Origin of the sequence: Neisseria sp. P0017.S009 (genome assembly GCF_051957375.1) — a bacterium.
Lineage (GTDB): Bacteria > Pseudomonadota > Gammaproteobacteria > Burkholderiales > Neisseriaceae > Neisseria > Neisseria perflava.
Map to the genome: position 1 here is coordinate 21,889 of NZ_JBQCWL010000005.1, position 19,771 is coordinate 41,659.

Here is a 19,771-nt window from a genome sequence, read left to right on the forward strand (position 1 = left end):
CAGTTCAATAGGAAAGAATGGCTGGGTGTGCTTAAGCGGCAATGACGGCTGCTGCGGCCAAAAATGCCGGCAAGCCTTGTTTGAGCAAAATGCTTTTGTTGCCGGATGAAAACGCGCCCCATGCGGCGGCGATGAGGACGAAGCCGAGGAACAGGATGGTCGCGCCGTAAACCGCGTTGTCGGGTGCGGCAAAGCGCGCCCATACCAAGCCGATGGCGAGGAAGCCGTTGTACAGGCCTTGGTTGGAAAACAGGGTTTGTACGCGTTTTTGTTCCATAAATTCGTAAGGCATGTTGAACAGCTCTGACGCTTTTTCGCTTGGGATTTGCGTCATTTCGAGCCAGGCGATGTAGAAGTGTTCGACAGCGACGAAAAGGACGAGGAGGGTGGAGATGATTTTCATGAAGATTCCTTTTGATGTTTAGCGTATGGATATGTTGGGGGAACAGGCCGTCTGAAAAAATACAAAATGCCGGTTTATTCCCCTTCATATTCCGCATACGAGGTCGGCGTTTCCCATAGTTTCACGCTGCACACTTTGACACCGGCGTTTTTCAGACGGCCATACATTTCTACGCTCATGTTTTCGGCGGTGGTGCGGCAGGGCAGGCGCAGGGTTTTCATGTTCCAGCCTTCCAAAAGCGCGGCGATTTGGCTTTCGCGTTCGTTGTTGCCGTGATAGATGAAGGCATGGTCGAACGGGTCGTTGATGTGTTGTTTGACGATGGATTTCAGGTCGGTAAAGTCCATCACCATGCCGTCTTTTGCGCCGCCTTGGATAACGGGCGCGGAGACAGTGATTTCGAGTTTGTAGGTGTGGCCGTGCAGGTTTTGGCATTTGCCGTCATGCCCGTCGAGCATGTGCGAGGAATCGAAGGTAAAAATTTTGGTGATTTTCATGAGATGAGGGAAGCTGATGAGGCCGTCTGAACGGTGTAAAACCTGTTTCAGACGACCTTGGGATTATTGTTCGGAAGGGAGTTTGAGGAAATGCTCGCGATAATGGCGCATTTCTTCGATGCTTTCGAGGATGTCGTCCAATGCCTTGTGCGAACCGCGTTTGACCACGCTTTTGGCGACGGCCGGATTCCAGCGTTTGGCCAACTCTTTCAGCGTGGACACGTCTAAGTTGCGGTAGTGGAAATAGGCTTCCAAACGCGGCATGTATTTGACCATGAAGCGGCGGTCTTGATGGATGGAGTTGCCGCACATGGGCGTGGATTTCTCGGGTATCCATGCGGACATGAAGTCCAACAGGTTTTGCTCGACTTCAGCTTCGGTCAGTTTGGATTCGCGCACGCGTTGGGTCAGACCGGTGCGGCCGTGGGTGGCGGTGTTCCACTCGTCCATGCCGTCGAGCAACTCGTCGCTTTGATGGATGACGTAAACGTCCGATTGTGCCAGTACGTTCAAATCGGAATCGGTAATGATCATGGCGACTTCGATAATGCGGTCGTGTTCCGGGTTGAGGCCGGTCATTTCCATATCGAGCCAGCAGAGGTTGTTTGCGTTTTGGGTCATTTCAGACGGCCTTGTGTTTTCAGTTGGCAGTATTATAAAGGATAAAGGTTCGGGCCGTCTGAAAGCATTTGTAACAAGTTGTGCAATCTCTTGATATAATCGTCCGTTACACAAAAAATCACCGCCAAAAATCATGAACCCAAGCCCTTTGCTCGATATTATCGATACGCCTCAGGATTTGCGCTGTCTGGAGAAAAAACAGCTGCCGCAAGTCGCCGCCGAATTGCGCGAATTTCTGTTGGATTCCGTCGGTAAGACGGGCGGCCATTTCGCCAGTAACTTGGGCGCGGTCGAGCTGACGGTGGCGCTGCATTATGTGTACGACACGCCAGAAGACCATTTGGTCTGGGATGTCGGCCATCAAAGCTATCCGCACAAAATCCTCACCGGCCGCAAAAATCAAATGCACACCATGCGCCAATACGGCGGTTTGGCGGGTTTCCCAAAACGCAGCGAGTCGGAATACGACGCGTTCGGCGTGGGGCATTCTTCCACATCCATAGGCGCGGCTTTGGGCATGGCCGTTGCGGACAAACAGTTGGGCAATAACCGCCGCAGCGTCGCTATCATCGGCGACGGCGCCATGACGGCGGGTCAGGCGTTTGAAGCCCTGAACTGCGCAGGCGATATGGATGTCGATTTGCTGGTTATCCTCAACGACAACGAAATGTCGATTTCCCCCAATGTCGGCGCGCTGCCGAAATATCTTGCCAGCAACGTCGTGCGCGATATGCACGGCCTATTGAGCACCATCAAAGCCCAATCGAGCAAAGTATTAGATAAATTGCCCGGAGCGATGGAGCTTGCCCAAAAAGTCGAAAACAAAATCAAAACCTTGGCAGGCGAAGCGGAACATGCCAAACAGTCGCTGTCTTTGTTTGAAAACTTCGGTTTCCGTTACACCGGCCCGGTGGACGGCCACAACGTTGAAAATCTGGTGGACGTATTAAAAGACTTGCGCGGCCGCAAAGGCCCTCAGTTGCTGCACGTCATCACCAAAAAAGGCAACGGCTACAAATTCGCCGAAAACGACCCTGTCAAATACCATGCTGTCTCCAAGCTGCCGAGCGAAGTGCCTGCGCCGGAAGTCAAACCTGCCGCGGCCAAACCGACTTATACGCAAGTTTTCGGCCAATGGCTGTGCGACCAAGCGGCGGCTGACGAGCGTTTGGTTGCCATCACGCCTGCCATGCGCGAGGGCAGCGGCTTGGTTGAGTTTGAACAGCGATTCCCCGACCGCTATTTCGACGTCGGCATCGCCGAGCAACACGCCGTTACCTTTGCCGGCGGTTTGGCATGTGAAGGCATCAAGCCCGTCGTGGCGATTTACTCCACTTTCCTGCAACGCGCTTACGACCAGTTGGTACATGACGTTGCTTTGCAAAACCTACCTGTTTTGTTCGCCATCGACCGTGCAGGTATTGTCGGTGCAGACGGCCCGACCCATGCCGGTTTGTACGACTTGAGCTTTTTGCGTTGCGTGCCGAATATGATTATTGCCGCACCAAGCGACGAAAACGAATGCCGCCTGCTGCTCTCAACCTGCTATCAGGCAAATTCGCCGTCTGCCGTCCGTTATCCGCGCGGTACAGGCACGGGCGCAACCGTTTCAGACGGCCTGGAAACCGTTGAAATCGGTAAAGGCATCATCCGTCGCGAAGGCGAGAAAATTGCCATTATCGCCTTTGGCAGCATGGTTGCCCCATCATTGACCGCCGCCGACAAGCTGAACGCGACCGTTGCCGATATGCGCTTTGTCAAACCGATAGATGAAGAACTGATCGTCCGTCTTGCCCGAAGCCATGACTACATCGTTACCGCTGAAGAGAATGCCGAACAAGGCGGCGCAGGCAGCGCGGTGTTGGAAGTGTTGGCGAAACACGGCATCTGCAAACCGGTGTTGCTGTTGGGTGTAGAAGACAAAGTTACCGAACACGGCGACCCGAAAAAACTGCTGGACGACTTGGGTTTGAGTGCCGAAGCGATTGAAAAACGCATTGCCGGCTGGATTAAGGCCGTCTGAAAAATGATTAAAACCTATCAATACATTGCATAATTTATGGGAAAAAAACTAATCAGCATCAGCATGGTGCGCAACGAAAACGACGTTATCGAATCGTTTGTCCGTCATAATCTCGAGCTGATGGATGAAATGCACATCATCGATCACGGCAGCAGCGATGGAACAAGGGAAATCCTGATTCAATTGAAAGAAGAAGGTTTGCCGATATTTATCTATCAATATCAAGCGCTCAAGTACAATCAAGAGCAATTGGTAAACCTGCTTATGAAGCAGCTTGTAGCAAAAGATGAAGCGATAGATTTCGTTTTTCCGCTGGATGCGGACGAATTTATTTCATGTCCTAGCCGTATCATGCTGGAACAACTTTTGGATGTCATCGGCGAAAACAGGATCGGCATGTACCTTTGGCGCGGCTATTTGCCGACATCGTTGCAATACAATCCCGATTTCACCACTCAATTTACCGAGCAACGCCTCGAAACGCTCTTTACCCCCAAAGTCATTATTCCTAGATGGGCTGCCGAATCTTGCAGCGTGATTATCGGCTGCCATTACATGTTGGATAAAGATGGCAACAAGGTTAAATCAACCCTGTTTCATTCGCCGGATTATCGAGGTTTACATTCCTGGTTTATCGAGCAGTTTTCCGCCCAATTTGCGGAGACCGATTTGTTGTGGCTGGGGCATTTCCCAATCCGCTCCTTGAACCAGCACATCAAAAAAATCCTCGAAAAGTCCATCTTGATTGCCATTAAAGACGGAAGCAACGATATTGCCTGGGAAAACCAGTTGCGCGAATTGCTGGACAACGGCATGAAGATGGACTTGAACGATTTACGGCTGTTGGCATACAGATACCGCGCCGGTTCTACAAGTTTGGAAGACCCGCATTGTAAAGTCAGCCATTACGAACCCTTGCGTAAAAAACCGCTGATGCTGAAATACACCTCGCCGGAAGCAGGTGATCCTTTGATGACTGTCGGACATTTGGTACTTGCATTGGCAAGCGGCGCACAAGATTCCTCTTTAGGCCTTAAGGCCGTCTGAAAAACACAGCCCGCACACACAATAATAGGAAAATTATGATCAGCATCTTTGATATTTTCAAAATCGGCATCGGCCCGTCCAGCTCGCACACCGTCGGCCCGATGAAGGCCGCGGCCGCTTTTGCTGATTTGCTGAATGCCGAAAACTTGGATACACAAGTGGCGCGCATTGTCATTGAAGTGTACGGTTCACTTGCTTTGACCGGTATCGGACACGGCACATTCGACGCATTATTGCTCGGTTTGGAAGGCAGCCTGCCGCACGATATCCCGCTTGCGGACATCCCTCAACGCTTGGAACGTATCCGCACGCAGCACGTTTTAAAACTCAACGGCCGTGAAATGGCCTTCAATCCTGAAAAAGATTTGGATATCCGCGGCGACAAAGTGTTGCCCAAACATCCGAACGGTTTGAACTTTATCGCCTACCATTCAGACGGCCTGAAGCTGAAAGAGCAGATCTATTATTCGGTCGGCGGCGGTTTTGTCGTTACAGACGAAGGGTTTGCACAAGAGGCGCAGGAAAATGCCGATGTGCCGTATCCATACAAAAACTGTGATGAGTTGCTGGCACAATGCCGTCTGAACCAGTTGAATATTTCCGAAGTCGTGTTGGCCAATGAAGCAGCGTTGGCAGGTTGCGATGAAGTGGAAGTGCGCCGCCGTGTGGCTGCCGTGGCCGATGTGATGGAAAACTGCATCAAGCGCGGCTTGGGTGCGGAAGGGCAATTGCCGGGCGGCTTGAATGTGCGCCGCCGCGCGCCGCAGTTGGCAGCTAAACTCAAAGTCCTACGCGAGAGCGAAATCGTCAATACCCAACTTTGGCCGATGGTGTACGCCATGGCGGTCAATGAAGAAAACGCCGCTGGCGGCCGCGTCGTAACCGCACCGACCAACGGCGCGGCAGGCATTATTCCTGCCGTCTTACACTATTTCCGCAAATTTAATCCGCACGCCAACCAATCGCGTGTAGAGGACTTCCTGCTGACTGCCGGCGCCATCGGTATTTTGTACAAAACCAATGCGTCGATTTCCGGTGCGGACGTTGGTTGCCAAGGCGAAGTCGGCGTGGCATGTTCTATGGCAGCAGGTGCATACGCCGAAGTTATCGGCGGTACCCCGAAACAAGTGGAAAACGCCGCCGAAATGGCGATGGAACACCACTTGGGCTTGACCTGCGACCCTGTCGGCGGCTTGGTGCAAATCCCCTGTATCGAGCGCAACGGCATCGCCGCCGAAAAAGCCCTCAAGCTCGCCACCCTCGCGCTTTTGGAAGATGGCATAGACAAAAAAGTCTCACTTGATGAAGTGATTCAAACCATGTTGCAAACCGGCCGCGATATGAAGGCAACCTATAAAGAAACCTCGCTCGCAGGCTTGGCCATTACCTTGCAGAAAAAAGCCATACCTGTATCCGTGCGCGTGGTGGAATGTTAGCAATAGGGTAGGGGATATGCCCGATAAAAAAAGGCCGTCTGAGAAACTTTCAGACGGCCTTTTTTTGTATGGATTGAATAACTAACCGTTTTTTTGATAAGGGTTTTCCAGCCCGGCCATTAAGTCGCGGAAGTATTCGCGCAACTGTTTTTCGGAGCAACCCATCAGCAGGGCGTCTTCAAAGGCGTCCTGCGCTATTTGGTACAGTTCGTTCAAGTTTTCGGTCATGACTTTGACTTTTTCGGTGCAGGAAACAATCTGACCGTCGTCGTCATACCATTTGGGCATTTGCGGCATCGCCATCGTGCACCTCAATTCAAGAAACGGGATGGGTCGTTTTTCTTCACGCGGCGGGCAAAGGCGTATTTTCCGTTCCAATATTTGTGGCCGAGGCTGGTAATTTCGATACGTTTGCCCGTTCTCGGCGCGTGAATGAAATTGTTGTTGCCGATGTAAAGGCCGACGTGGGAAATACGGCCGCGACCCATGGTGCGGAAAAAGACCATGTCGCCCGGCTGCAACTCGGAACGGTTCACGGCAACGCCCATTTGCGCCTGTTCGGCAGAGGTGCGCGGCAGGTTTACGCCCATGGCGCGTTTAAAGATGTGTTGCATGAAGCCGCTGCAGTCAAAGCCGGTAGAGGCTGATGTGCCGCCGTAGCGGTAGGCCACGCCGAGCAAGCCCATGGCGCTGCCGATTAACTCATCTGCATTGCCCGAAGGTGCGCGCGTATTGTTGCTTGCAGCAGGATAGGTATTGGTGGGATGGACAGGTGTTGCCTGACGCGTATTGCCGTAAACGTTGGCGTTGTCGTTGAATTGGTTTAAAACACGCTGACGGGTGGTAATCAGGTTTTCCAAATCATCGGCGTAAGAAAAATTGACGCTCGCAAGCATGGCGACCGAAGTCCAAACTGCTGCGAGCCGGAGTAAAAAATTCATTATAAAAACTTCCGTTTCAGAAGGCATTCCCTGCCGATTGCAGGCACATTGCCGGTTTCTGAGATGTTATCCCGTATCATTCTCTTGTTATCTGCTTGATTGTATTCAAAAACCGTCTTTTTGGCAAAAAAACTGCTGTTATTTTGCGTTAAACCCTTGTTTCCAAACAAACTAGAAAAACATCAAACGCGGTTTCGCTTGATTTATCCGCCGCTGCAACCATATAAGCGGCATTCATTGATTTATTTTCAGAGACTGACATGACACAAAATCACAGCGATATCCGTACACGCTTTATCTTCGACGATATGCCTATCCGCGGTATGCACATCCGCCTCGAAAAAGTTTGGCACCACATCGTCAACCAAAAACATTATCCTATCGCCATCCGTCGTGCATTGGGCGAATTGTTGGCCGCCGGTTCTTTATTGTCTGCCAACCTTAAAAACGAAGGTACGCTGATTGTTCAGGTTCAAGGTCAGGGCCGTCTGAAAATGTTGGTGGTGGAAGCGACTTCTGAAAATACTGTCCGTGCTACCGCGCGTTGGGACGAAACTGCTGAAATCCGTGATGATGAAAGCCTGACTGCGCTGTTAGGCGAAAACAGCGTGTTCGTTTTGACCCATCAGCCTAAAGATGCCGACCCTTGGCAAGGTGTTGTGCCGCTGGAAGGCGACAGCATTGCGCAAATGCTGGTCAACTATATGAAACGTTCCGAGCAGCTCGATACCTATATTACGCTTGCCGCCGACGACCAAGCCGCAGGTGCATTATTGCTGCAACGCCTGCCGGAAGAAGAATTGGATGATGCCGCATGGGAACATGTGACCACGCTTGCACAAACGCTTACTCCGCAAGAGTTGACTGGTTTGGATGCGCATCATGCCCTTTACCGCCTTTACCATGAAACCCCGCCCCGCGTTTTTGAACCGGAAGCCATTGAATTTGCCTGCACCTGCTCCCGCGGCAAAGTCAGCGATATGCTGTTGATGCTTGGCGGTCAGGAAGTAGGCGGCGTGGTGGCAGAACAAGGCAGCATTCAAATCGATTGCGATTTCTGCCATACCAAGTATGTGTTTGATGAAACCGATGTCAACGCTTTGTTTGGCGCGGATGTGGTGAATGCCGTACGCCAAGAAAATGAGCGTTTGCAGTAAGCAAGCGATAAAAGTTTCTTAAAGAAATTGGATAACTTAATAGAAGGGCAGGTGCAAAACCTGCCCTTTCTTTTTGGGAGAACTGAATATCATCAATAGAAAATGCCGTCTGAAAAAAGCGTGGCTGATTTCAGACGGCATGATTATTTTAAACGATGCGTTTAATGTTTCAAGATTATTTCCAAACCAACAAAGCGTGGTTGCGTTTGCCGCGGCGGACGATGGTGTATTTGCCGAAACGTTTGTGTTCGTCGGTCAGCATGTAGGCATCGTCAGGTTTTTCAGCGGCATGGTTCGGATTGTTGGCTTCGGCAGGTTTGCCGTTGAGCAAAACCGCTTTGCTGTTAACAAAGCCGCGCGCTTCTTTGTTGGAAGACGCCAAACCGGTTTTCACCAAAGTTTCCACCACGTTGAGGCTCTCGGAAACTTCAAAAGTCGGCAGGCCGTCGAGTGCCAGCTGCTCGAAGTCGCTTTCGGTGAGATGGCTTTGGTCTTCGGCAAACAGGCTTTCAGAAATGCGTTGGGCGGCGGCAAGGGCTTCTTCGCCGTGAATCAAGCGGGTCATTTCCTCTGCAAGAATGCGTTGCGCTTCAGGTTTGGTGCCGCTGGCTTTGTCTTTGGCTTCGATGGCGTCGATTTCTTCGATAGACAGGAAGGTAAAGTATTTCAGGAATTTATACACATCGGCATCGGCCACTTTCAGCCAGAATTGGTAGAACTGATACGGAGAAGTTTTCTTCGCGTTCAACCATACTGCGCCACCTTCGGTTTTGCCGAATTTGGTGCCATCTGATTTGGTTACCAAAGGCAGGGTCAGGCCGAATACTTGTTTTTGGTGCAGACGGCGGGTCAAGTCGATACCGGCAGTGATGTTGCCCCATTGGTCGGAACCGCCGATTTCCAAAACCGCGCCGTGGCGTTTGTTCAATTCGGCAAAGTCGTAGCCTTGCAGCAGGGAATAGGCGAATTCGGTGAAGGAAATACCCACATCGTCGCGCTCGATACGCTGTTTGACAGATTCCTTGTTCAGCATGGCGTTGACGGAGAAATGCTTGCCGATGTCGCGCAGGAAGTCGAGGCAGTTCATGCTGCCGAACCAGTCGGCATTATTGGCCATAATGGCCGCATTGTCGCCATCAAAGCTTAAGAAAGGGGTCAGTTGGTTGCGGATGCTTTCAACCCAACCGGCAACGGTTTCGGCAGAATTCAAGCTGCGTTCGGCGGCTTTAAAGCTTGGGTCGCCAATCATGCCGGTCGCGCCGCCCACCAAAGCAATCGGCGTATGGCCGGCTTGTTGGAAACGGCGCAATGCCAATACAGGCAGCAAGTGGCCGATGTGCAGGCTGTCTGCTGTCGGGTCAAAACCGCAATAGAGGGAAATTTTTTGTTCGTTCAACAAAGCGTCTAAGGCTTCGATGTCGGTAGTTTGGGCGATTAAGCCACGCGATTGTAGGTCTTGGATAACTGATTTCATTGAAACTTCCGTTGATTAAAATAGGCTAGATATTGATTTAGCAATTTCATGAATTTAATTATTTCTAAATTTTTGATCTTTTGAACATTATTTATACGGTCAAGTTATGTTTTTTATATAATTTAGCTACGGTCCATTTGTGAAAAATTGTTTCTATGTAATGAAGCTCAGTTAATGCTTGGAATCTTAAAAATCTTATTTTTATTTTGTCAGCTATTTTAGCAGCTTCTTCTAAATGTTTCGGATAGTTAGCGGGAAAATGCTCTCCTGATGGATAAAAACTTTCAGCTTTCTTATTGAAATACCACGCTGATTTTCCATTATCGTCATTGTATCTAGGCTCCCATTCCGGAACTTGTATGTAGCTTCTTAGGTTGATATATTCATTTATAATTTCTTTTAGTTCGGTATCGAAATAGCATGAAATATGACTGGAAAAGCGTGTGCATTGTTTTTTCTCGCTAATATCATTACTTAAAATATCTATATCTACAAAAAATTCACTAGAAACACAACGATGGGAATAAATACTTGAATCTAAGTATAAAATCCTATTTTCTCCAATTCGTTCAATTATTTTCCTAGCATTTCGAATATCTTGTTGAAGTTTGCTTTCAAATACTGGGCGAAGAACCGCAAATAATCCTGCTGACGAACCAATAAAATAAAATATATTTTTTACAATATCTATAAGATTGATATTAGACATTTTCCCTAAACTTTGAAGGAAGGTAGGCTAAGAAAAGCTTAGCCTACCAAATTTGATTTGCATTCTTTATGCTTTCAGACGACCTTACTTACACGTTAAACAAGAAGTGCATCACATCGCCGTCTTGTACGACGTATTCTTTGCCTTCCACACGCATTTTGCCTGCTTCTTTGGCTTTGGCTTCGCCGCCTAAAGCGATGAAGTCTTCGTAGGAGATAACTTGGGCACGGATGAAGCCGCGTTCAAAGTCGGTGTGAATTACGCCGGCGGCTTGTGGCGCAGTGTCGCCTTTGTGGATGGTCCAAGCGCGGACTTCTTTTACGCCGGCGGTAAAGTAGGTTTGCAGGCCTAAGAGGTCGTAGCCGGCACGAATCAGACGGTTCAGGCCCGGTTCTTCCAAGCCCATTTCGGCGAGGAATTCGGCTTTTTCATCGTCTTCCAATTCGGCGATTTCGCTTTCCATCGCGGCACATACGGCCACAACCGGCGCGTTTTCTTTTGCAGCCAATTCTTTCAGGCGGTCGAGGTGCGGGTTGTTTTCAAAACCGTCTTCGGAAACGTTGCCGACATACATGGCAGGTTTGGCAGTCAGCAAGAACAGTGGTTTGAGCATGGCGAGTTCTTCTGCGTCTAAGCCGAAGGAGCGTACAGGCTTGCCTTCGTCCAGATGAGGTAGCAGTTTTTTGCACAGATCGACCAGTTTTTGCGCGTCTTTGTCGCCTGAGCGTGCACGTTTTTCTTCGCGGACGATGGTTTTTTCGACGCTGGCTAAGTCAGCCAGTGCCAACTCGGTGCCGATGGTTTCGATGTCGGCAATCGGATCGACTTTGCCTGCGACATGGACGATGTTGTCGTCGTCAAAGCAACGCACGACGTTAACAATCGCGTCAGTTTCACGGATGTTGGCGAGGAACTGGTTGCCTAAGCCTTCGCCTTTGCTCGCACCTGCAACCAAACCGGCGATGTCGACAAATTCGACGATGGCGGGCTGCATTTTTTGCGGATTGACGATTTTTGCCAATTCGGCCATACGCGGATCAGGGACTTCAACGATGCCGACGTTGGGTTCGATGGTACAGAAAGGATAGTTTGCCGCTTCGATACCCGATTGGGTCAGCGCGTTAAAGAGGGTGGATTTGCCGACGTTGGGCAAACCGACGATACCGCATTTCAAGCTCATGGTTTTTCCTGAAAAGATAAAAGTTTAACGGCGGATTATAGCATATTGTAGAGGTACTCAAAACAGCCGCAATGCTGGTGTATATTCATCATAAAAAGGCCGTCTGAAAATTGTTTCAGACGGCCTTTTTTCCGTACTGCCTTAACCGGTATTACGCAAACCTTGCGCTACGCCGTTGATGGTCAAGTGAACCATCAGAAGGGCGTGCGGATTATCGGGCTCTTTGCGCAGGCGTTTGAGCATGGCGACTTGCAGGCCGTTGAGAGCGTTCAAATATGGAATCCTCAAGGCAAGCGAACGGGCGAGGCTGCGGTTGTCGCGCAGGAGCTCTTCGGTTTGCAGCAGGTCGAGCAGTGCTTTGCGGCTGCGTTGGTATTCTTCCTTGATCATGCCGAAGATGACTTTTGCTTTATCGGGCGATTCGCTCAAGCCGGCGTAGTTTTCCGCCAAAGTGATGTCGGTTTTCGCCATGACTTGTTCCATATTGGAGAGCATGGCTTGGAAGAACGGATTGCTTTGGGCATGTTCGCGCAGGGCGGTCAGTGTGTCGGGATTGCCTTCGCACAAGGTTTCCACTGCGCTGCCGAAACCGTACCAAGCCGGCAGCATGAGGCGGTTTTGCATCCATGAGAATACCCACGGAATTGCACGCAAGTCCTGAATCCGCGCCAAGGTTTTGCGGCTGGCGGGACGGCTGCCAAGGTTGAGGGTGGCGATTTCCTGAATCGGGCTGGTTTGCAGGAAGTAGTCGATGAAGTCGGGGTGGGTAATCAGTTCGCGGTAGTATTTGAACGATACGTCCGACAAGTCCTGCATCAGTTTGTCATCAGGGTCTTTTTTGTCCGGCAGGATGCTGGCTTCCAAAGTCGCGGCAACCAAGGTTTCCAAGTTGCGTTGGGCATTGCCCGGGTCGGCGTATTTGGCGGTAATGACTTCGCCTTGCTCGGTAATGCGGATTTGTCCGGCAACACTGCCCGCAGGTTGCGCCAAGATAGCTTGGTAAGAAGGGCCGCCGCCGCGACCTACACTGCCGCCGCGGCCGTGGAACAGGCGCATGCGGACATCGTATTTTTTGAAGAGTTCGACCAAGCCCAACTCTGCCTGATACAGACACCATGAGCTGGTAACGTAGCCGCCGTCTTTGTTGGAGTCGGAGTAGCCGAGCATGATTTCTTGAATGTTGCCGCGGCTTTCGAGCAGGGCATCATACCAGTCGAGGCGGAACATGGTTTCCATGACCGGACAGGCGTTTTCGAGCGCTTCGATGGTTTCAAATAGAGGCACGATGTTGATGCGGCTGTGCGGTTTGCCGTTTTCTACCACCAACAGGCCGCTTTCTTTCAGCAGTAATGCCAAGGCGAGCAGGTCGCTGGGTTGTTCGCAGTTGGAAATAATGCTTTGTGTAACGGCATCTTCGCCAAATTCGTCTTTGATTTTACGCGCTTCGTTGAAAATTGCCAGTTCGTGGCGGGTATGGTCGCTGTATGTGATGAACGGGCTGTACAGCGGACGTTGATGGCCCAATTCGCGCAACAGGGCGGCTTGTTTTTGCTCTTCGTTCAGGCTGTTGTAGTCTTCCAAGCCTGCGTGTTGGAAAAGCTCGGCAACCACATCGGCGTGTTTGCCTGCGTGTTGGCGCAGGTCGAGCGGCATCATGTGGAAGCCAAACACGGACACGCTGCGGATAATGTCGGCCAGACGGCCTTCTGCCAGCAGTTGGCTGCCGTTTTCGTGGAGCGAGCGTTGCAGTTTTTTCAGGTCGTTGAGGAACTCTTCAACCGTGGCATAAGGCTCGAGGAAGCCGAATTTGCAGCCCATGCCCAAACCGAGTGAGCGTGCCTTGCCCATGGCGCGTGCCATGATGTAGGCGATGGCGCGGCGGTAGGGCTCTTCGGTGCGGGCGATTTCTTCGTCAGGCGAGAGGGCGGCCAATGCCATCACATCGTCGTTGACTTTGACGCGGCGGATGGAGAGCGGCAATTCGCGGTAGAGTTTGTCGAGTTCGCCACGATAGAAACGGAACACTGCGTCGGCATGTCGTCTGAACGCAAAACGCAAGGTTTCGGCAGAAACGAACGGGTTGCCGTCGCGGTCGCCGCCGATCCAGCCGCCGATTTTAAGGATATTCGGAACGCGGACGCCGGGATAGGCCGTCTGAAAATCACGTTCCATTGTGCGGTAGAGTTTGGGCAGGGCTTCAAAGAAGCTCATTGGGAAGATGGATACACCGTTGTTGATCTCGTCGTTGACGCTGAGTTTGTGGCGGCGCGTTTCGCTGGTCTGCCACAAGCCCAAAAGCACGGTGTCGATTTCTCGGCGTAACTGAGCCAGCGCGTCAGGGTTGGTGCAGCGTTCGCGTTGCGGCAGCAGCGCGCGGATGCGGCGGTTGAAGCTCAAGACGGTTTGGCGTTGCACTTCGGTCGGGTGCGCGGTCAAAACGGCGGTAACGACTGTATTGTCCAGTTGTTGTTGCAACGCTTTGCCGTTGACTTTTCCGGCTTTGAGTTTACGCACGGTTTCTGTCAGGCTGCCTTCGGCGCTGTTGTGTCCGGCATCTTCGTGGATTTGGCGGCGGCGTTCGTGGTGCACGTCTTCGGCGATGTTCAAAATCTGTGCGAACAGGCCGCAGGCCAAGGTTAAATCGTGGGTTTGTTGTTCGTCCAATTGCGGCAACACCATCTCAATCAAGGCGGCGCTGTCGTCTGAAGTCGATAACAACTTAACGGTTTCGACCACCAAAGGCGACGCTTCCTCATGCAGCAGATTGAAAAGAGACTGTTTTAAAAATTCCGCATCCGCTGCCAGAGCGGCATCTTTTGGATTATTTAAGATATGCAGTTGCATGATTTTTCTCTTATTTAAATGTTAATTTGGGTGTATCGTGAATCCATTGTATAGCAAATTTTTGTAAACTGCCAATGCTGCCGTCCGATACATTTCAAACCAGAAAACAGCCGTCCGTATCCGCCACGTGGTCGCTGTCTGTAAAATGCCGTAAAATATTGACTGTCAAAACAGAGGCGAGAAACCCATGATTGAATTTCCCAACCAGCCCGATTTCCCTGAGCAACACACCGCCGTCGCCGTCGGTACCGTCAACATGAGCCAGCAGGCGATACGGGTGTTGATAGAGAATGCCACCGAAAAGGCAAGTATTCTGACCATCGCCCGAGTTGCCGCCATTCAGAGCATCAAACAGACCGCCAACCTGATTCCGCTGCACCTGCCCGGACGCATCATCGGCGTGCAGGTTGATTTCGATATTAACGTTGAGCTGGCCTGCCTGAAGGCCACATTGACCGTCCAAGCGAACAGCAACGGCAGCATTGCCACCGAAGCCCTGACTGGCCTAAATTTGGCGCTCTTGAGTGTTTACGACATGATGAAAGACGTTGACCGCAATATGATGCTCAGCGGCATCCGCCTCGAATCCGAAACCAGCAGTGAAGGCCGTCCTTTCCTGTTTGACAACGCATACGAAAATATTAATTTCTAAACCATTCAGGCCGTCTGAACATTGGGTTTCAGACGGCCTTATTGTTATGATGAACGATCAACAACTTTTGCGGTTCAGCCGCCATATCCTGCTGGATGAAATCGGTATTGAAGGCCAAGAAAAATTCTTGGCCGCCCATGTGCTCGTTGTTGGTTGCGGCGGGCTGGGTGCGGCGGCCTTGCCGTATCTTGCCGCCGCCGGTATCGGCAGCCTGACGATTGCCGATGCCGATACCATTGACGAGACCAACCTTCAACGCCAAATCACGTTTACCGAAGCCGACATCGGTAAAAACAAGGCTTTGGTCATGCAAGGCCGTCTGAAACAGATCAACAGCCAAACACACATTACAGCCATTGCCGAATTTCTTGATGAGGCCAGGCTTGTCGAATTGGCAAACGCCGCCGACATCATCCTCGATTGTTCCGACAATTATCCCACGCGCCAGGCGGTCAACCGCGTCGCCGTTGCCACGCACACGCCTTTGGTTTCCGCCGCGGCCGTCGGCTTTGACGGACAAATCGCCGTGTACCGTCCCGATCTTCCCGATACGCCTTGCTATGCCTGCCTGTTTGACGGCGAACAAGCCAGCGACGGCGCTTGTGCATTGTTTGGCGTTTTTTCGCCATTGGTCGGCGTTATCGGAACGACCCAAGCCGCCGAAGCGCTTAAAGTGCTGATCGGTATCGGTGCGCCATCGCACGGCAAACTTTCTACCTATAACGCGTTGAGCGGAAAATGGCAGCAATACGGGGTGAGACACAATCCCGAATGCCCGGTTTGCGGTGGCCGTTAAAGACAAAAGCAGGGTAGGGTTCCAATATTGCCTAAGTCAATCCGCTAGAGTAATCATACTTATCTTTCATTAAACTTGTAGGAAGGCGTTTCTTCCCTTTTCAGACGGCCTGTGGCACGATATGATTCAATGATCAATAAATTTTTTGAGGCCGTCTGAAAAAGGATAAGGAGAAACCGGCTTAATGAATATTATTCGTGCCTTATTGGTGGTATTGGGTTGCCTGGCTTTGGGCGAGGCGGCCGTTTGGATTTTGGGGTTGAAGCTGCCGGGCAGTATTGTCGGCATGGCTTTGCTGTTTGCCGCGCTTCAGGCCGGCTGGGTCAAATTGTCTTGGGTGGGAGAACTGGCGGACATTTTGATGGCAAACCTGACTTTGTTTTTGGTGCCGCCTTGCGTGGCCGTCATCAGCTATTTGGATGTGATTGCAAACGACTGGTTTTCGATTCTGACGGCCACAATCGGCAGTACGATCTGCGTATTGTTGGTGACCGGCAAAGTGCATGAGTGGGTCAGGAGGTGGATGTGATGAACATAGACGGGCTGTTGCGTATGCCCTCGGTCATGTTGTTCCTGACTTTGGCCGTGTATGCTTTGGCGGTGCAGATTCGGGCGCGCACGGGGAATGTGCTGTGTAATCCGGTATTGATCAGCACGCTGGTGTTGATGGGGTATTTGAAGGTATTTGCCATCGATTACGAGCTGTACCATTCTGCTTCGCACTTTATTGATTTTTGGTTGAAACCGGCAGTCGTTTTGCTGGCGGTGCCGCTTTATCGAAATTGGGACCGTATCCGCAGCCAGTGGTTGCCGGTGGTGTTGTCGCAGTTGGCGGGCAGCGTGACGGGCATTGTTACAGGCGTGTATTTTGCCAAATGGCTGGGCGCTTCGCGCGAAGTGATTTTGTCGCTGGCTTCCAAATCCGTGACCAACCCGATTGCGATTGAAATCACGGCATCGGTCGGCGGTATTCCGGCGATTACGGCGGCAACGGTGATTATTGCCGGACTTTTTGGCCAGATGGCCGGATATAAAGTGTTGAAAGGGGCGTTGTATATGCCTTCTTCAGTGGGAATGTCTTTGGGTACGGCCTCGCATGCGATGGGTATTGCGGCGTCTTTGGAATACGGCCGCCGTATGGCCGCCTATGCCGGCTTGGGCTTGACGCTCAACGGCGTGTTGACGGCGGTATTGGTGCCTATCTTGATTCCCTTATTGGGCGTATAGCGTTTAGGCCGTCTGAAAATAGTGTAAACAGGAGAAAATGATATGGCTGTAAATTTGACTGAAAAACGTGCAGACGAATTGTTGGAAATCGACGGTATCCGTCTGTTTACAGGTCGTGCCGGCATCAAGCAACAAGACCGCGACGATTTGACGCTGATGGTGTTGGGCGGCGGACATACGGTGGGCGCGGTGTTTACGCAAAACCGGTTCTGCGCCGCACCGGTGCATATCGCCAAGTCGCATCTGTTTGACCAAGACGGCGTGTGTGCCTTAGTCATCAATACGGGCAATGCCAATGCGGGTACCGGCGCACAAGGCCGTCTGGACGCGATTAAAGTGTGCGCGGCGGTGGCAGAGCAGGTCGGCTGCCAATCCAATCAGATTATGCCGTTTTCGACCGGCGTGATTTTGGAGCCGCTGCCTGTGGATAAAATCGTGGCCGCTTTGCCGCAAGTGCGCCCTGCATTCTGGTCGGACGCGGCGCGTGCCATCATGACGACGGATACTGTGCCGAAAGCCGCTTCACGCACAGGCTTGGTCGGCGAAAAACACACAGTCCGCGCCACCGGCATCTCCAAAGGCTCGGGCATGATTCATCCGAATATGGCGACCATGTTGTCGTTTATCGCCACTGATGCCAAAGTGTCCCAACCGATTTTGCAGCTGATGACCCAAGAAATCGCAGACGAAAGTTTCAATACGATTACCGTGGACGGCGACACCAGCACCAACGACAGCTTCGTGATTATGGCGACAGGCCGTTGCGGTCAGAGCGAAATCGACAATACCGCCGATCCGCGCTATGCGCAGCTCAAAGCATTGCTCGGTTCGCTGGCTTTGGAATTGGCGCAGGCGATTGTCCGTGATGGCGAGGGCGCGACCAAGTTCATCACGGTTGAAGTACAAAACGCGAAAACCCGCGAAGAGGCGCGCAAAGTGGCTTATGCCGTCGCCCATTCGCCTTTGGTAAAAACTGCTTTCTTTGCCTCCGACCCGAATTTGGGCCGTCTGTTGGCAGCCGTCGGCTATGCCGGTATTGAAGACTTGGACGTCGATGCTTTGAAAATGTGGCTGGATGACGTGTTGGTGGCTGAAAACGGCGGCCGTGCGGAAAGCTATACCGAAGAAGCAGGACAAGCCGTGATGAATCGTCCGGAAATTACCGTCCGCATCGATTTGCAACGCGGCGATACGACGGCGGCCGTCTATACCTGCGATTTGTCGCACGAGTATGTGTCGATTAACGCGGATTACCGTTCTTAAAAACCTTTATCCTTGTTTTCAGACGGCCTTTGAGAAAAGTATCAAGGCCGTCTGAACACATTGACTGCGTGCCTATTATGAAATTTCCACAGACTTGGGCGGCGCGCCTCGCCCACAAAATCCGCCAAACCAAACGCCTGTCGAAAAAGAGCATTGCCTTTCTGTTTTTGCTGGCAGGATCGGCACTGGTTGCCCTGACGGCTTTGATGTTTGCGTACTTGGCGGATTTGGCTTTGGAATGGAACGCTTTGTTGGTGGGAAAATATCCATGGTTTGCGTGGGTGGCCTTGCCGCTGGGTTTGCCGCTTTTGGCGTGGTTTACGCGCAAATTTGCGCCGTACACTTCCGGCAGCGGTATTCCGCAAGTCATCGCTTCGTTGTCTTTGCCGTATGGCGCGCAGAAAACCCGTCTGATTCGTCTGGGCGAAACCTTTTTTAAAATTCCGCTGACGTTTTTGGGCATGATTTTGGGGGCATCGATCGGCAGGGAAGGGCCGTCTGTACAAGTGGGTGCGGCGGTCATGAACGCTTGGGGCGCCTGGTGTAAAAAGCACGGGCTGGCGTTTAGGGGCATGCAGGAAAACGATTTGATTGCCGCAGGTGCGGCCGGCGGTTTGGCAGCGGCGTTTAACGCACCTTTGGCCGGCGTGGTGTTTGCCATCGAAGAATTGGGGCGCGGCGTGATTTTGCGTTGGGAACGCCAAATCCTGATGGGCGTGTTGGCAGCCGGTTTCATTCAAGTGGCGATACAGGGCAACAACCCGTATTTTTCAGGGTTTCAAGGGCATGAGCTGCCAAACATGCTGATGTGGGCCGCGGTGTCGGGCATCGTCTGCGGCGTGGCTGGCGGATTGTTCGGCAGCTTTTTGTATCGCGGCGCGGCGGCATTCGCACCGGTACGCTGGCGCAGTTTCATCCGCCGTCATTTGTTGGTGGTCGCTTTTGTAATGGGTATCTTGTTGGCGTTGCTCGGTACGTTTTATCAAGGTAAAACCTATGGTACGGGTTATCACGAAGCCGCAGCCGCTCTTAAAGGCGCATATGAAGCGCCGTTCGGCTTGGCTGCCGCAAAATGGGCGGCGACCGTGTTCAGCTACTGGGCAGGCATTCCCGGCGGCATCTTCACGCCGTCGTTAACCATCGGCGCGATGATAGGCGAACACATGGCCTCTTTCGCGCAATTGGGCGACGCGTCCAATGTCGCGGTTTTGCTCTGCATGGCCGCATTCCTTGCCGCCGCGACCCAATCGCCGTTGACCGCCGCCGTGGTGGTAATGGAAATGACGGGCGGACAGAATTTGCTGTTTTGGATGCTGCTGACGTGCATCTTCGCTTCGCAAGTCTCGCGCCAATTCTCGCCGCATCCGTTTTACCACGCCGCAGGTTTGCGCTTCAGACGGCATATCGAAGCCGAAAGCGGACATGTTCCGCATGAGAAAAAAGAATAGATAGGCATAAAAAAGGCCGTCTGAAAATCAGATTTCAGACGGCCTTTTATATG

At 51.8% G+C, this 19,771-nt stretch carries 19 protein-coding genes; 10 read left to right on the forward strand and 9 right to left on the reverse strand.

The window, feature by feature from the left end; translation table 11 throughout:
* Positions 1–31: 31 nt before the first annotated feature.
* The 3 genes from ACTHTG_RS07065 to orn form a co-directional block, all read right to left on the reverse strand.
* The gene (locus tag ACTHTG_RS07065; RefSeq protein ID WP_004520404.1) at positions 32–403 is read right to left on the reverse strand and encodes a DUF1304 domain-containing protein; all 372 of its coding nucleotides are present in this window, start codon (positions 401–403) and stop codon (positions 32–34) included.
* Positions 404–477: 74 nt separating this feature from the next.
* Positions 478–900, reverse strand: coding sequence for a 6-carboxytetrahydropterin synthase QueD (queD, locus tag ACTHTG_RS07070; protein ID WP_004520403.1), 423 nt, complete (start codon positions 898–900; stop codon positions 478–480).
* Between the two features lie 63 nt (positions 901–963).
* A complete protein-coding gene (gene orn, locus ACTHTG_RS07075; protein WP_039862353.1) occupies positions 964–1,521 on the reverse strand; it encodes an oligoribonuclease in 558 nt (185 codons plus the stop codon).
* 133 nt (positions 1,522–1,654) lie between these two features.
* Between orn and dxs the strand changes: the two genes are divergently transcribed.
* From dxs to ACTHTG_RS07090, 3 genes are read left to right on the forward strand one after another with little or no spacing between them, the layout of a single operon-like run.
* On the forward strand, positions 1,655–3,544 hold the full coding sequence (gene dxs, locus ACTHTG_RS07080) for a 1-deoxy-D-xylulose-5-phosphate synthase (protein WP_004520402.1): 1,890 nt from the start codon (positions 1,655–1,657) through the stop codon (positions 3,542–3,544).
* A 36-nt stretch (positions 3,545–3,580) separates the two neighbouring features.
* Positions 3,581–4,591 carry a glycosyltransferase family 2 protein gene (locus ACTHTG_RS07085; protein ID WP_004520400.1) on the forward strand — a complete coding sequence of 337 codons (1,011 nt, stop codon included), beginning with the start codon at positions 3,581–3,583 and terminating at the stop codon, positions 4,589–4,591.
* A gap of 35 nt (positions 4,592–4,626) precedes the next feature.
* Complete coding sequence (locus ACTHTG_RS07090) at positions 4,627–6,027, forward strand: L-serine ammonia-lyase (protein ID WP_004520399.1); 1,401 nt, start codon at positions 4,627–4,629, stop codon at positions 6,025–6,027.
* Between the two features lie 81 nt (positions 6,028–6,108).
* Here the strand turns inward: ACTHTG_RS07090 and ACTHTG_RS07095 are convergent, their stop codons facing one another.
* Positions 6,109–6,330: a hypothetical protein gene (locus ACTHTG_RS07095; RefSeq protein ID WP_004519529.1), complete on the reverse strand. Its 222-nt coding sequence runs from the start codon at positions 6,328–6,330 to the stop codon at positions 6,109–6,111.
* A gap of 8 nt (positions 6,331–6,338) precedes the next feature.
* Positions 6,339–6,968, reverse strand: a complete 630-nt coding sequence (locus ACTHTG_RS07100) for a C40 family peptidase (RefSeq protein WP_039862067.1) — start codon at positions 6,966–6,968, stop codon at positions 6,339–6,341.
* 260 nt (positions 6,969–7,228) lie between these two features.
* On the opposite strand from ACTHTG_RS07100, the gene hslO reads away from it, so the two are divergent.
* Complete coding sequence (gene hslO, locus ACTHTG_RS07105; RefSeq protein ID WP_004519531.1) at positions 7,229–8,125, forward strand: Hsp33 family molecular chaperone HslO; 897 nt, start codon at positions 7,229–7,231, stop codon at positions 8,123–8,125.
* 175 nt (positions 8,126–8,300) lie between these two features.
* Here hslO and tyrS read toward each other — a convergent pair whose 3' ends face one another.
* From tyrS to ppc, 4 genes are all read right to left on the reverse strand, one after another.
* On the reverse strand, positions 8,301–9,599 hold the full coding sequence (gene tyrS, locus ACTHTG_RS07110) for a tyrosine--tRNA ligase (RefSeq protein WP_004519532.1): 1,299 nt from the start codon (positions 9,597–9,599) through the stop codon (positions 8,301–8,303).
* Positions 9,600–9,690: 91 nt separating this feature from the next.
* Positions 9,691–10,308, reverse strand: coding sequence for a hypothetical protein (locus ACTHTG_RS07115; protein ID WP_308538661.1), 618 nt, complete (start codon positions 10,306–10,308; stop codon positions 9,691–9,693).
* An 88-nt stretch (positions 10,309–10,396) separates the two neighbouring features.
* Complete coding sequence (gene ychF / locus ACTHTG_RS07120) at positions 10,397–11,488, reverse strand: redox-regulated ATPase YchF (protein ID WP_004519534.1); 1,092 nt, start codon at positions 11,486–11,488, stop codon at positions 10,397–10,399.
* A 141-nt stretch (positions 11,489–11,629) separates the two neighbouring features.
* On the reverse strand, positions 11,630–14,332 hold the full coding sequence (gene ppc, locus ACTHTG_RS07125) for a phosphoenolpyruvate carboxylase (RefSeq protein WP_440360597.1): 2,703 nt from the start codon (positions 14,330–14,332) through the stop codon (positions 11,630–11,632).
* Between the two features lie 187 nt (positions 14,333–14,519).
* Between ppc and ACTHTG_RS07130 the strand changes: the two genes are divergently transcribed.
* The 6 genes from ACTHTG_RS07130 to ACTHTG_RS07155 all read left to right on the forward strand — a co-directional run bounded on the left by ACTHTG_RS07130 (position 14,520) and on the right by ACTHTG_RS07155 (position 19,718).
* Positions 14,520–14,984 (forward strand): cyclic pyranopterin monophosphate synthase MoaC, encoded by a 465-nt coding sequence (locus tag ACTHTG_RS07130; RefSeq protein ID WP_004519536.1) that lies wholly within the window; start codon positions 14,520–14,522, stop codon positions 14,982–14,984.
* A 49-nt stretch (positions 14,985–15,033) separates the two neighbouring features.
* Positions 15,034–15,780, forward strand: a complete 747-nt coding sequence (locus ACTHTG_RS07135) for a HesA/MoeB/ThiF family protein (protein WP_198400582.1) — start codon at positions 15,034–15,036, stop codon at positions 15,778–15,780.
* A 184-nt stretch (positions 15,781–15,964) separates the two neighbouring features.
* Entirely contained in the window at positions 15,965–16,309 is a 345-nt protein-coding gene (locus ACTHTG_RS07140; RefSeq protein ID WP_004519538.1) for a CidA/LrgA family protein, read from the forward strand.
* Positions 16,309–17,007, forward strand: coding sequence for an LrgB family protein (locus ACTHTG_RS07145; RefSeq protein ID WP_004519539.1), 699 nt, complete (start codon positions 16,309–16,311; stop codon positions 17,005–17,007). Before ACTHTG_RS07140 ends, ACTHTG_RS07145 begins: the two co-directional genes overlap by 1 nt.
* A 42-nt stretch (positions 17,008–17,049) precedes the next feature.
* Positions 17,050–18,270: a bifunctional glutamate N-acetyltransferase/amino-acid acetyltransferase ArgJ gene (gene argJ / locus ACTHTG_RS07150; RefSeq protein ID WP_004519540.1), complete on the forward strand. Its 1,221-nt coding sequence runs from the start codon at positions 17,050–17,052 to the stop codon at positions 18,268–18,270.
* A 77-nt stretch (positions 18,271–18,347) separates the two neighbouring features.
* Positions 18,348–19,718, forward strand: coding sequence for a chloride channel protein (locus tag ACTHTG_RS07155; protein WP_004519541.1), 1,371 nt, complete (start codon positions 18,348–18,350; stop codon positions 19,716–19,718).
* Positions 19,719–19,771 lie beyond the last annotated feature (53 nt).